12 protein-coding genes are annotated in these 12,515 nt (G+C 46.3%); 10 read left to right on the top strand and 2 right to left on the bottom strand.

Annotated elements, in window-relative coordinates:
- Positions 1 to 21: 21 nt before the first annotated feature.
- Positions 22 to 960 carry a hydroxymethylbilane synthase gene (hemC, locus tag BZA03_RS13465; RefSeq protein ID WP_014947801.1) on the bottom strand — a complete coding sequence of 313 codons (939 nt, stop codon included), beginning with the start codon at positions 958 to 960 and terminating at the stop codon, positions 22 to 24.
- Between the two features lie 196 nt (positions 961 to 1,156).
- Here hemC and BZA03_RS13460 point away from each other — a divergent pair, with 196 nt between their 5' ends.
- Positions 1,157 to 2,218, top strand: a complete 1,062-nt coding sequence (locus BZA03_RS13460) for a GGDEF domain-containing protein (protein WP_014947802.1) — start codon at positions 1,157 to 1,159, stop codon at positions 2,216 to 2,218.
- 195 nt (positions 2,219 to 2,413) lie between these two features.
- Here BZA03_RS13460 and BZA03_RS13455 read toward each other — a convergent pair whose 3' ends face one another.
- Positions 2,414 to 3,085: an alpha/beta hydrolase gene (locus tag BZA03_RS13455; protein WP_039236744.1), complete on the bottom strand. Its 672-nt coding sequence runs from the start codon at positions 3,083 to 3,085 to the stop codon at positions 2,414 to 2,416.
- A gap of 207 nt (positions 3,086 to 3,292) precedes the next feature.
- Here BZA03_RS13455 and gmk point away from each other — a divergent pair, with 207 nt between their 5' ends.
- The 9 genes from gmk to BZA03_RS13410 all read left to right on the top strand — a co-directional run bounded on the left by gmk (position 3,293) and on the right by BZA03_RS13410 (position 12,513).
- Positions 3,293 to 3,934 carry a guanylate kinase gene (gmk, locus tag BZA03_RS13450; protein WP_014947804.1) on the top strand — a complete coding sequence of 214 codons (642 nt, stop codon included), beginning with the start codon at positions 3,293 to 3,295 and terminating at the stop codon, positions 3,932 to 3,934.
- 169 nt (positions 3,935 to 4,103) lie between these two features.
- On the top strand, positions 4,104 to 4,376 hold the full coding sequence (gene rpoZ / locus BZA03_RS13445) for a DNA-directed RNA polymerase subunit omega (protein WP_014947805.1): 273 nt from the start codon (positions 4,104 to 4,106) through the stop codon (positions 4,374 to 4,376).
- A gap of 142 nt (positions 4,377 to 4,518) precedes the next feature.
- Positions 4,519 to 6,630 carry a bifunctional GTP diphosphokinase/guanosine-3',5'-bis pyrophosphate 3'-pyrophosphohydrolase gene (spoT, locus tag BZA03_RS13440; protein ID WP_039226917.1) on the top strand — a complete coding sequence of 704 codons (2,112 nt, stop codon included), beginning with the start codon at positions 4,519 to 4,521 and terminating at the stop codon, positions 6,628 to 6,630.
- Positions 6,631 to 6,654: 24 nt separating this feature from the next.
- Positions 6,655 to 7,041, top strand: coding sequence for a RidA family protein (locus BZA03_RS13435; RefSeq protein WP_014975316.1), 387 nt, complete (start codon positions 6,655 to 6,657; stop codon positions 7,039 to 7,041).
- Positions 7,042 to 7,044: 3 nt separating this feature from the next.
- Positions 7,045 to 7,752, top strand: a complete 708-nt coding sequence (trmH, locus tag BZA03_RS13430) for a tRNA (guanosine(18)-2'-O)-methyltransferase TrmH (protein ID WP_014975317.1) — start codon at positions 7,045 to 7,047, stop codon at positions 7,750 to 7,752.
- Positions 7,753 to 7,946: 194 nt separating this feature from the next.
- Positions 7,947 to 10,019 (top strand): ATP-dependent DNA helicase RecG, encoded by a 2,073-nt coding sequence (gene recG / locus BZA03_RS13425; protein WP_014975318.1) that lies wholly within the window; start codon positions 7,947 to 7,949, stop codon positions 10,017 to 10,019.
- On the top strand, positions 10,012 to 10,797 hold the full coding sequence (locus BZA03_RS13420) for a class I SAM-dependent methyltransferase (protein ID WP_075177646.1): 786 nt from the start codon (positions 10,012 to 10,014) through the stop codon (positions 10,795 to 10,797). The genes recG and BZA03_RS13420 overlap by 8 nt, the downstream gene beginning before the upstream one ends.
- Position 10,798: 1 nt before the next feature.
- On the top strand, positions 10,799 to 11,272 hold the full coding sequence (locus BZA03_RS13415; protein ID WP_014947810.1) for a peroxiredoxin: 474 nt from the start codon (positions 10,799 to 10,801) through the stop codon (positions 11,270 to 11,272).
- Between the two features lie 431 nt (positions 11,273 to 11,703).
- The gene (locus tag BZA03_RS13410; protein WP_014947811.1) at positions 11,704 to 12,513 is read left to right on the top strand and encodes a hypothetical protein; all 810 of its coding nucleotides are present in this window, start codon (positions 11,704 to 11,706) and stop codon (positions 12,511 to 12,513) included.
- The last annotated feature ends 2 nt before the right edge of the window (positions 12,514 to 12,515 follow it).

Genomic DNA, 12,515 nt, shown 5'->3' with positions numbered 1-12,515 from the left:
ACGCATTCGACAAACTATAACTTAGTTATAAAGCGCCTTTAAGATTTCACCGGCACCTTGCTCAAGAAGGGATTCCGCTACTTCAACACCAATATCTGCGGCTTTTTCTCGCGACGCTGTAGCAGAAGCAAAGAGCAGTTCTGAACCATCTGGCTTACCAACCATACCGGTTAGTGTCAGCACATCGCCATCAAGCGTGGCAAAGCTACCAATAGGTACTTGGCAGCCGCCTTCCAATCTCTCGTTCATGGCGCGTTCCGCAGTAACGCGTGTATTGGTGTCCGTATGGTTCAGCGCCTGTAGCAACTTAATTAGCTCTTCATCGTCGTTACGGCACTCAATACCTACGGCACCTTGTCCAACGGCGGGTAGTGAAATATCAGCGGGTAACGGCATGCGAATACGAGATTCCATTTCAAGGCGAATAAGGCCAGCAGAAGCTAAGATAATGGCGTCGTACTCACCTGCGTCTAGCTTGGCTAGACGAGTATTCACGTTTCCGCGCAGGTCCTTGATGATAAGGTCAGGGCGATACTTGCGAATTTGGCACTGTCTGCGAAGGCTAGACGTACCTACTACTGCGCCCTGGGGTAGGGCATCTAAACTGTCGTGGTTATTTGAAACAAAAGCGTCGAACGGGTTTTCTCGCTCACAAATAGCGTGAAGGCCAAAACCTTCAGGAAATTCAACCGGTACGTCTTTCATAGAGTGCACGGCAATATCGGCACGGCCTTCAAGCATGGCAATTTCAAGCTCTTTTATGAAAAGTCCTTTACCACCAATTTTCGCCAGAGGTGTATCTAAAATTTTGTCGCCCTGCGTGCTCATAGGCACAAGCTCAACGGTCATTGACGGATAATGCTCCAACAATTTTGCCTTCACATACTCTGCTTGCCAAAGCGCTAAAGCACTTTTTCTAGTAGCAATTCGAACGGTGCGGGTAGTGTTGAGGTGACTCATGGCTATTCCAAACTATATAAAAAGAAACTAAAACGATGTATCACAAAACGTCATACGATATACCCCGTAGTATACGCATTTTCTGTATTAATGTTTGAAATTAGGCGCAGTTTTCTCCTTGGTTATTATTAGACATTCAGTCTATGCTGAAAGGAATAATGGTCAATTAGTTTTAAATGCGGAGATAAGTCTTTTTATGGACAGTTCGTCGTTGCGTCAATTACTTAGAAGTGCTCAGCAAGATGAAGCGGAAGCAAAACGAAGGCGCTTAACGCTATATTTCATATCTTATGTTGGTGGCACCATTATGGCGTTTATGGCGTGGATCAACATGGGCACAAACAACCCATTGCTCGTTGGAACGCTGGCGGGGTCAGCTGCTTTTGTGTACGCCAATGTGGCGTTATCCCATATGTTCCCTCGCGTCGATGTCTTTTATTATTTAGCAGGCTTAGTGGTAGCATTTACCATAAACGGCTTGGTTTATACCGGCGGGCTCAATAACACTGGGCTTTATTTTATTTTTCCCCTGCTTTTTATTCAGATAGTTGTTGTGCGTTTCAAGCCCGCCATGGTTTACGTAGCAGTAACCATGGGTATCGCTATTTTTATGCTCTACAATCAAGAAAAAATAGTGGCTGAGTACCCAGCAGAGCATGTCTCCCGCTTCTTAATCGCTACGTTCTGTTTCATTTGCGTCGCCTTTATAGGTGAAAATTTCTGGCATCAAAGTAGAAAAGAAATGCTGCGTGAAAATTTAGAGCGCATGCGTCAGGCTAATACCGATCCACTTACAAAACTTCCCAACCGGCGGTTTCTTGAAGCTGTTTTTTTTGAACGCGCAATGCAAGATCCCGGTGCTCATTTCCCTTTAAGTGCGGTGGTGGTAGATATTGACCATTTCAAAACAATCAACGATACCTATGGCCACGATATTGGTGACGAAGTGCTTATACACATCACTCGCCTAATGAAAGAAGCAGTAAGAACTACTGACGTGGTGGCAAGAACCGGTGGTGAAGAATTTTTGGTTCTATTCCCTCATGCGACGTTGAGCCAAGCGGTAAAATTAGCGGAAAAAATGAGGAAGGTGATTGAAGCTAATCCGTTTGTAGAGGGTGATGTTAATCACTCGATAACCGCAAGCTTTGGTGTAGCCACTGCGCTTACTGATACAAACTTGCACGCTTGTTTGAAGCAGGCCGATGACAACCTTTACAAAGCTAAAAATGCGGGGCGCAACAGAGTCGTCGAATAGTTATTGGAATAAACGCGAAATAAAGAAAAGACGGAAGGCGCAACTTTGCAATCGATAGACGTGTACCCACTTACGCTAAGAAGAAAGCTGGCTTTTGTTGCTTCACCAGCTTTCTCTTTTGTTCAAATACTAGGGCCTGTTGAGCTTTATTATATGAACGTAATTTGCAGCAAGGGCCAACAGGCTCTTAAGACATTACCCTAGAACTTTTTGAAGCCACGCACTAATGTCGTTAAGCTCTTGCATACAAACATTGTGCTGCATGGTGTAAGTCTGCCACGTGGCATTAAAGCCACTTTCGCTCAGTGTTTTGAACGCAGCATTGCCCATAAATACCGGCACCACTTCGTCTTGCTCACCATGTGCCATCATAATTGGCGTTTCGCGGTTTGTGTCTTTTGCTTCGCTTCCAAGAAGTGATGGCTCGCACATATAAGTAGATAGAGCGATAACACCTGCAAATTTATTGGCATATCTAGGTGCTAAGTGCAGAGCAATAACACCGCCTTGAGAAAATCCTGCAAGTACAATACGTTCGCTAGGAATGCCACTTTCAATTTGTGCTTCGATAAGCGCTTCTACCTGAGCAGCCGACTCTTTTACACCCTCTAAGTCCGCACGGCTTTCAAAATCTAACGATTTGATATCGTACCAAGCGCGCATTCTCATGCCGCCATTGATAGTCACAGGGCGTTCTGGAGCGTGAGGAAAAATAAATTTAACCGCCATTGATTCGGGCAGTTTTAGCTCGGGTACAATAGGCGCAAAACCATGGCCTGAATCGCCAAGACCGTGAAGCCAGATAACGCAGGCATCAGGCGTAGTGGATGGGTTTATCTCTACGCACGGCAGAAGTTGCTGAGTCATGCTTTATTTCCTAGTTTTGGGGTCAGAGTACATTTAGGGCCAGAAAAAGTACTCTGACCCCATTAATTTTTGCTGTGGTAACCCATCGGCATAAGCTTGATAGAGTGAACCAAGTTTTCACTATGCAATGAAAGGTACGGCACAACCGCTTAATATGCTATCATTGCCACTTGAAATCACCACATTTTGAAAGAATTTTAATACCCTATGGCTTCACTACTCGGCAACTTATTCATTCTTGCAGCTCCTTCTGGAGCAGGAAAATCAAGCCTTATAAAGGCGCTAATGGAAAAGTATGAAAGCAATACAGCTACGCCAATGCAGGTGTCTGTATCTCATACAACACGTCAACCTCGTCCGGGTGAAGTCGACGGTGTGCACTACCATTTTGTGAGCCGAGAGCAGTTTGAAGCGCTGATTGAACAGGGTGTGTTTTTTGAATACGCAGAAGTATTTGGCAATTATTACGGCACGTCCCGCGTGACGATTGAACAAACTTTGCACCGTGGTATTGACGTATTTTTAGATATCGATTGGCAGGGCGCGCGCCAAGTCAAAAAGCTTATGCCAGACACATGCGGTATTTTCATTCTTCCGCCTTCACTCGACGTGCTAGAGCAGCGTTTAAATAATCGCGGTCAAGACAGTGAAGAAGTCATTGCAGGGCGTATGGCGCAAGCTGTAGCTGAAATGTCTCATTTTAATGAATTTGATAGCGTAATTATCAACGACGACTTTGCGACTGCGTTAAACGATTTGGAAGCCATCGTGACAGCACAGCGACTTCGCACGGGAAAACAACAAATGCGCCATCAAGTGCTATTGGACGAACTGCTCGGTAGCGCGTAAGCTTAACTTAACAATACGTGTTTTGTTTTAGCATCGAACGATCGCTGCATAAATTGCATGATCTGACTGCTTCAAATTCAAACAAAACGCTAGGATCGCGCTACGTATCTGTGTATACTACGCGGCCGTTTTTTGAATAACTTGCTCAACCTAATTTTCGGAGAAATACATGGCTCGCGTAACTGTAGAAGATGCCGTAGATAAAATTGGTAACCGCTTTGACCTAGTGCTTGTTGCTGCACGCCGTGCACGTCAAATTGCCACTGAAGGCAAAGATCCTATGGTTGACGTTCAAAACGATAAGCCAACTGTTACAGCACTTCGTGAAATTGAAGAAGGTTTGGTAACAGCTGCTACGCTTGAACAAGCAGAACTTCAAGCTCAAGAGCAGCAAGAACATGCTGAATTTGCATCAGTAGCAAACATCCTATCTGATCAATAAAACCTCTTTTTAACGGTTTTATCGGTATTTTAGCGCCAGTGCTTTGAAAAAAGCACTGGCGCTTTACTTTTGGCGTATTGGCTTCTTGCACAATTAAACGTATTCTTAGGGTTGTAACGTTAGATAAGGGTCACGCTTCACTGTGTATTTGTTTGAAGGTTTAAAGCAGAAAGTTTTAGAGTACTTACCAGCCGACCGCGTTCAGTTGGTACAAGAATCTTTTGTGCTTGCGCAAGAAGCGCATGACGGACAAATGCGTTCAAGCGGCGATCCGTACATTACTCACCCAGTTGCAGTCGCCGGTATTTTGGCTGACATGCACCTTGATCACGAAACGATCATGGCGGCACTCCTTCACGACGTTATTGAAGATACCCATTACAGCAAAGAAGACTTAGCCGAAGCTTTTGGTGATACCGTTGCTGAACTGGTAGAAGGGGTAAGTAAGCTAGATAAACTCGCGTTTAGCACTAAACAAGAAGCGCAGGCGGAGAACTTCCGTAAAATGATGATGGCCATGGTGCAAGACATCAGGGTTATTCTTATCAAGCTTGCTGATCGCACGCACAACATGCGTACGCTCGGGTCATTACGACCAGACAAGCGCCGCCGCATTGCGCTAGAAACGCTAGAAATCTACGCGCCAATTGCCCACCGCTTGGGTATTCACGACATTAAAAATGAGCTTGAAGATTTAGGTTTTCAGGCCATGTATCCTATGCGTCATCGCGCACTAAAGTCTGCTGTGCGCCAGGCCCGCGGTAATCGTAAAGAGATTATCGAAAACATTCGCGAAGAGCTGAACACTCGTTTAGACGCCTATCAAATTGAGTCGAATGTACTGGGTCGCGAAAAACACCTGTATTCCATTTACCGCAAAATGAAAAACAAAGAACTGATGTTCAATGAGGTAATGGATATTTATGCGTTTCGCATCGTTGTTCAATCGGTAGATAACTGTTATCGCGCCCTCGGTGCTATGCATGGGCTGTACAAGCCTATTGAAAACCGTTTTAAAGATTATATCGCTATCCCTCGAACCAACGGCTATCAGTCGTTGCATACGTCATTAATTGGTCCGCACGGCATTCCTGTGGAAATTCAAATTCGAACCCAGGAAATGGACCAAATGGCAGACAAAGGGGTGGCGGCGCACTGGCTTTACAAAGAGCCTGGTGATAATGGCACCACCGCACAGCTTCGAGCGCGCAAGTGGATGCAAAGCTTGCTTGAGCTTCAGCAGTCGGCCAGCTCATCCTTTGAATTCATCGAATCGGTAAAAACCGATTTGTTCCCTGATGAAATTTACGTATTTACACCAGACGGACGTATTATCGAGTTGCCAATGGGCGCAACCGCTGTTGACTTCGCTTATGCCGTGCATTCCGATGTGGGTAATACATGCGTAGGTGTGCGCGTAGAGCGCAGAAACTTTAGCTTAAGTAAGCCCCTTGAAAACGGTCAAACCGTGGAAATTATTACCTCGCCGAAAGCGAAGCCAAATGCAAATTGGCTAAACTTTGTGGTGAGCGCTCGCGCGCGAACGCGTATTCGTCAGTATCTGCGTAAACAGCATTCTCAAGAAGCGGTGAACATGGGTAACCGTCTACTTCGTCATGCGTTAGGCAGCGTTAAACTAGACGATATTCCAAACGAAGATATCGAACGTGTGGTGGCCGAAACTAAGCATGCTAATTTTGACGATTTGCTAGTAGATATCGGGCTTGGTAACGAGCTAAGCGCAATTGTAGCGCGCCGTTTATTGGGTGAAAGCACAACAGATTTATCAGATAAGAAAGGTAATGTGGCTATTCGCGGCACAGAAGGCCTGCTTGTTCACTATTCTCGTTGTTGCCATCCTATTCCAGACGATGAAATTGTTGCGGTTTTAAGCCCCGGCCGCGGCATGACCATTCACCAAATTGGGTGTAACAATATTCGCAAGCTAACACGCGAAGAGCCTCAACGCGTGCTGCCCATGCAGTGGGACGACAACCCGCAAGGCGAATTTAAAGCGTCATTGCGTATAGAGTTGTTTAACCATCAGGGCACACTGGCAACTTTAACGAACACCATTTCAGGGTGCGATTCCAATATCATTGGTCTGCAAACTGAAGAGAAAGAGAGTAATATCTACTTTATTGACCTTGAACTTACCACGCACAACCGTGTGCACCTGGCTCGCGTAATGAAGAAAATACGTACCATGCCGGAAGTTCAAAGAGTGTCTCGTCATAGTCAATCACGACACTAATTACTACACTATTTAGGAACTACTATGTCTAAGTCTATTATTCAGACCGATAAGGCACCTGCTGCTATTGGTACTTACAGCCAAGCGGTTAAAGCAGGTACTACCGTTTATCTTTCAGGCCAAATTCCTCTTGTTGCTGAAACTATGGAAATGGTTTCTGACGACTTTGAAGCGCAAGCTGTACAAGTTTTTGAGAACATTAAAGCTGTGTGCGACGCGGCAGGCGGCACCACAAACGATTTAGTGAAAGTGAACATCTTCCTTATCGACCTAGGTCACTTTGCAACGGTTAATGAAATTATGAGCCGTTACTTCACCAAGCCTTACCCAGCACGCGCAGCCGTTCAGGTGTCTGCATTGCCTAAAGGTGCACAAATTGAAATTGATGGTGTAATGGAACTGCCGGAGTAAGCCATGTCACCTGAGCGTTACCAGCGCATAAGACAAGTGCTGGAAAGAAGGCAAACTGATCTTACGGTTTGCCTTGAAAATGTACACAAGCCGCATAACGTATCTGCAGTAGTGAGAACCTGTGATGCAGTGGGTATTCATCGCGTTCACACCGTGTGGGAAAAGAAATATCAGTTTCGTCGCGGCACTGCTATGGGCAGCCAACAATGGGTGCGTCAAACCAATCACGATAATATCAACGACGCGATGGCTGAACTAAAAGGCCAAGGCATGCAGGTGCTGGTAACCCACTTATCTGATACCGCTGTCGATTTTCGTGATATTGATTACACCAAGCCAACGGCTATTTTGTTTGGTCAGGAGAAATACGGTGCCTCTGATGAGGCGAAAGCCGTTGCCGATCACGACATTGTTATTCCTATGATGGGCATGGTGCAGTCGTTGAACGTATCGGTGGCCGCAGCGCTAGTACTTTACGAAGCCCAGCGCCAACGTACTATTGCAGGTATGTATAACACCCAGCAGTTACCAGAAGAAGAGTGCCAAGCATTGGCCTTTCAAAATGGTTACCCGCGGCTGTATAAGCTTTGCCAACGCAAAGGTTTGCCTTTGCCTGCTATTAACGCCATTGGTGAAGTGGATGCCGACGATAGCTGGTGGAAAGAAATGCAGATCACAAAAGCAGAAGCAAACGCGCTAGAGGCCGACTAGGGCCTAACCTATTGGTTGCACTTTTAGTTTTGCTCTTACTTGTATAAGGGCCAGCGTAAAAAACTGGCCTAAAGCGTACTCGCCAACCCCTCAACAATCCTTTACACTTCTTTTCCTATAACACGTTGAATAACACCAGCTTGTGCCAATTCAAAGGTTAAATAGTTAATGTTCCAAAAGAAGGATATCGCTTGATGCAAGCACTGGCCACTACACCCATTACTGCGCTTAAAGGCGTAGGCGCAAAGGTGGCAGAAAAGCTTAACAAAATAGGTTTGTTTACCCTTCAAGATATTCTGTTTCATCTCCCTCACCGCTACGAAGACAGAACCCGTATTTATAGCGTGGCAGAGTGCCGCCCGTTTACCCATGTAAGCGTGCAGGGCGAGGTAATGAGCGCCGACATTCAGTACGGAAAGAAGCGCATGCTAGTGGTTAAGCTTAGCGACGGTACGGGTACCATAACCTTACGCTTTTTCCACTTTGGTGCAGTGCAGCGGTCTATTATGACGCCGGGAAACACGGTGCGGTGTTTCGGAGAAGTGCGTACTGGAAAGTGGGGCATTGAAATGATGCATCCCGAATTTAAATTAGTGGATGAAGACGCGCCACCATCAGAAGAATCACTAACGCCAGTTTACCCCACCACAGACGGTGTTAAGCAGTTAACCCTTCGCAATTTAACTGATCAGGCCTTAAAACTACTAGATAAAGGCGCGCTGGCCGACCTACTGCCCGACGGTATTTACGATGACCAAATTAGCCTTAATGAGGCGCTTCATTTGGTGCATCGCCCGCCACCCGATGTAGACGTACACGAAATGGAAGAGGGGCTGCACCCTGCTCAGTATCGGTTAATTCTGGAAGAGTTATTGTCACACCACCTAAGTGTGTTGAAAGTACGCAAGCTATCTGACGCCCAGCCCGGTATCCCTATTAAGGTGAATCAGCCGCTTATCGATAAAATGCTCGCTCAACTGCCATTCTCACCAACGGGGGCGCAGGCTCGGGTAGTGGAAGATATTCAAAAAGATATGCAGCACGCGCGGCCTATGATGCGCCTTGTACAAGGCGATGTAGGGTCGGGCAAAACCTTAGTTGCGGCACTGGCCGCGCTATCAGCCATTGGTGCAGGGCACCAGGTAGCGTTAATGGCACCTACTGAGCTGTTGGCAGAACAGCATGCCAATAACTTTCGTGGCTGGCTAGAACCTTTAGGTATTGAAGTAGGTTGGCTTGCCGGCAAGCTGAAAGGCAAAGCCCGCAATGAAGTATTAGCCCGCTTAGAAGCTGGCGATATTCAAATGTTGGTGGGTACTCACGCCATCTTTCAAGAGAGCGTGAACTACCAGCAGCTAGCGCTGGTTATTGTAGATGAACAACACCGCTTTGGTGTACATCAACGTTTGGCTCTGCGCGATAAAGGCGAGCAGCAAGGTCGCTACCCTCATCAGCTAATTATGACGGCGACGCCTATTCCAAGAACGTTGGCCATGACAGCTTATGCCGATTTAGACACCTCGGTTATTGATGAGTTGCCACCGGGCAGAACACCGGTGCAAACCGTGGTATTACCCGATACACGCCGCGCCGATGTGATAGAGCGCGTACGTCAGGCTTGTAAAGAAAACGGCCGCCAAGCCTACTGGGTGTGTACGCTAATTGATGAGTCGGAAGTGTTGGAGTGTCAGGCAGCAGAAGACGCTGCGGTTACCCTTCGTACTGCGCTGCCAGACTTACACGTTGGTTTGGTACACGGGCGTTTAAAGCCTGCTGAAAAAGCGCAGGTTATGGCCGACTTTAAAGACGGAAAGCTGGATTTATTGGTAGCGACTACCGTTATTGAAGTAGGCGTAGACGTACCTAATGCCAGCATCATGATCATTGAAAACCCTGAACGATTGGGTTTAGCGCAGCTTCACCAGCTTAGAGGCCGAGTGGGGCGTGGTGCAGTAGAAAGTCAGTGTGTACTTATGTACCAGAGCCCACTATCGAAAACCGCTACTCAGCGCCTTGGCGTATTGCGCGAATCTAACGACGGGTTTTATATTGCCCAGCGCGATTTGGAAATTCGTGGCCCGGGTGAATTTATGGGTACTAAGCAAACGGGAATGGCCGAGCTTAAAATAGCAGACCTAGTACGCGACGCCGCTCTTATCCCTAAGGTTCAGGAAATTGCCTATACCCTTTGGGACAAATACCCCTCTCACGCTCAAGCCATCATTAATAGATGGATAGGGCATAAGGAACAGTACGGTCATGCTTAATCATGTGCCTTTAATTATTTGTGATGACGCCAATAGGGATGACGCTGCATTAATTAGTGCAATCAGCGAAAAGTGGGGTTTTCCTGTTGTTAGCAGCAGTGAAAAGCCTAGCGAAGGCCTGTATTTGCAGGTACAAAACGGCGTGCTTGGACTTGCCGACGCAGGTGAGAAAAAAGTGAATCCGGTAGAAGTTGATTTTGCTTCGCCGGCAAGTTTGTATCGCAAGCAGCACGGCGGTGGGCGCAAAGAGCCCATTGTTAAGGCCATTGGTCTTAAAGGCAATGAAGCATGGCACGTAGTGGATGCAACGCCTGGGCTAGGTCGTGATGCCTTTGTATTGGTAAGCGTTGGCTGCAAGGTCACTATGATAGAGCGATCGCCCGTGGTTGCCGCCTTGCTTGAAGATGGTATTCGCAGATTAGCGCTTAGTTTTCCGGAACTTGCAGCTAAAATGTCGCTTCAACATGGAAATAGTGCTGAGGTAATGCAATACTTCACTGGTGAGAATGTGAACGCTATTTACTTAGACCCCATGTTCCCACACAAAAAGAAGTCAGCCTTGGTGAAAAAGGAAATGCGGCTGTTTCAGCAACTGCTTGGTCATGACCCAGACGCAGATGCGCTGTTACCGCCAGCACTAGAGCTAGCCACGCACCGGGTAGTGGTGAAACGCCCAAACAGTGCAGACGTGCTGGCAGGAATAAAAGCATCAATGGCTATTGAAAGCAAAAAACACAGATTTGATGTGTATTTGTGTCAAAAAAATCTAGGAGAGTAGCATGATACAAGTTGGGGGCACTTTGCCTGAAGTAGATTTTAGCCTTTTAGAAAACGGCGAAATAACCAACCCAGGAACGAACGAACTGTTTTCGGATAAACGCGTTGTATTGTTTGCGGTACCCGGTGCATTTACACCGACCTGTTCTCAAGCCCACTTACCGGGCTATGTAGCGCTTGCTGATAAGCTTAAAGCCAAAGGTATTGATAGTATTATTTGCTTAAGCGTGAACGATGCATTTGTTATGGATGCATGGGGCAAAGCGAGCAACGCTGAAGAGATCATAATGCTGGCAGACGGCAATGGTTTCTTTACCAAGCAAATTGGCTTAGACATGAGCACGGGCAATTTCGGCGGCTTGCGTTCGTTACGTTATTCCATGCTTGTGGAAGATGGCGAAGTGAAAAAGCTAAACGTTGAAGACCCAGGTCGTTTCGACGTTAGCGATGCGCAAACCATGCTAGATAGCCTGTAAGACCGAAACTACGGCGTTAATAATATCAAGAGCCCGCAACTAAGGTTGCGGGCTCTTTTCGTTTAGATGTTTGTGAAGGTTCGTTCATACCAGTCCGCATAGTTAATTACTCGCCCTTCGAGAAGGTCTGACAAGCTCCTGAGTGGGCAACTATCTATGCAGCTTGGTATTCTTTAGTTAAGCGTATACTTGGTTGCCATTTTCATTAAAATGTAACCTATGTATGATCTGGCGCTCTGTAAATAGCGTTGAATATCAGTACGTTCAGTGAAGGTTAATGAACTAATATGCAGTACTCTGTGTCGAAAGTGCAGAAAAAATAAGGGCTAACACACTACGTTACTTAGCATGTGGGCTCGTTCAGTTACCTTTACTTGCTTAATGATAATAAGTATCATTTGCGTGAAAAGACAAACGTTTTAGGAATAATTATGACAACAACACTGAAAAAAATGAGTGCTTTGGTACTGGCTTCTGCGGTCACTTTCTCGATGCTATCTTCTCAGGCGCTTGCTAACGGTGCCATTGGCGATCACGTGAACAATCTTCACGCGCACATCGGCGAATATACGGAAGAGGTACATTGGTTAGAAAGCAAGTTTGGCAGTGTTGTTGATGCGTATGAAGCAAAAGATAAATCGCTTAAGACCGATGCACTGATTGAGTATTGGGAAGAGGTGGATTTTCACTCTGCTATTGAAACCCAGTATGTGCCTATTTACGCCTCTATTTGGCAAGGTATTTATGGTGTGAAAGTCGCCATTGATGAAGGCAAGCCTGTTGCAGACGTGCGCGTAGAGCAAGAGAAGCTAAATCATGCCTTGTGGCAGGCGTTAGGCGCAGTTAAACTTGCGTCCCAGTATCAAAAGAAAGGCTTAGTGAACAAGGTTCAAACCACCGAAAAAGAACCTACCACAGGCCCTGAAGTTATCGACGATATTAAAACACGTCTTGATCGTGTTGTTGCTAAGTACGCGGAACAGCTTCACGAAGTAGCAACTACACTCGTTCACGATACTTACCTTCAACGATTTGAAGGTGTGGAAGGTGACTTGATTGCGAAAAACGCAGCTTTGGTTGAAGACTTGGAGAAAGACTTTAACGTAACGCTTCCACAAGCTATCTCAAAAGACACTGGCGTTGATTCAGTTCGTAAGGTCGTAGAGTCTATGCAGGCCAAACTTGACCGCGCTCGCGCACTTTTGGTTGAAGTAGAACAAAGTCGTAAAGACGTATTTTAAGG

This window comes from Alteromonas sp. I10 (genome assembly GCF_003201515.1).
GTDB classification, from domain to species: Bacteria; Pseudomonadota; Gammaproteobacteria; order Enterobacterales; family Alteromonadaceae; genus Alteromonas; species Alteromonas macleodii.
The sequence above is the reverse complement of the archived record's forward strand: the minus strand, read 5'-3'. Positions and strand labels throughout refer to the sequence as shown.

Excerpts from the sequence above, each read along its gene's own strand:
- BZA03_RS13455 (WP_039236744.1), bottom strand. The coding sequence starts at position 3,085 with ATGACTCAGCAACTTCTGCCGTGCGTAGAGATAAACCCATCCACTACG.
- BZA03_RS13415 (WP_014947810.1), top strand. The coding sequence starts at position 10,799 with ATGATACAAGTTGGGGGCACTTTGCCTGAAGTAGATTTTAGCCTTTTA.
- hemC (WP_014947801.1), bottom strand. The coding sequence starts at position 960 with ATGAGTCACCTCAACACTACCCGCACCGTTCGAATTGCTACTAGAAAA.
- rpoZ (WP_014947805.1), top strand. The coding sequence starts at position 4,104 with ATGGCTCGCGTAACTGTAGAAGATGCCGTAGATAAAATTGGTAACCGC.
- recG (WP_014975318.1), top strand. The coding sequence starts at position 7,947 with ATGCAAGCACTGGCCACTACACCCATTACTGCGCTTAAAGGCGTAGGC.
- BZA03_RS13435 (WP_014975316.1), top strand. The coding sequence starts at position 6,655 with ATGTCTAAGTCTATTATTCAGACCGATAAGGCACCTGCTGCTATTGGT.
- BZA03_RS13420 (WP_075177646.1), top strand. The coding sequence starts at position 10,012 with ATGCTTAATCATGTGCCTTTAATTATTTGTGATGACGCCAATAGGGAT.
- BZA03_RS13410 (WP_014947811.1), top strand. The coding sequence starts at position 11,704 with ATGACAACAACACTGAAAAAAATGAGTGCTTTGGTACTGGCTTCTGCG.
- trmH (WP_014975317.1), top strand. The coding sequence starts at position 7,045 with ATGTCACCTGAGCGTTACCAGCGCATAAGACAAGTGCTGGAAAGAAGG.
- BZA03_RS13460 (WP_014947802.1), top strand. The coding sequence starts at position 1,157 with ATGGACAGTTCGTCGTTGCGTCAATTACTTAGAAGTGCTCAGCAAGAT.
- gmk (WP_014947804.1), top strand. The coding sequence starts at position 3,293 with ATGGCTTCACTACTCGGCAACTTATTCATTCTTGCAGCTCCTTCTGGA.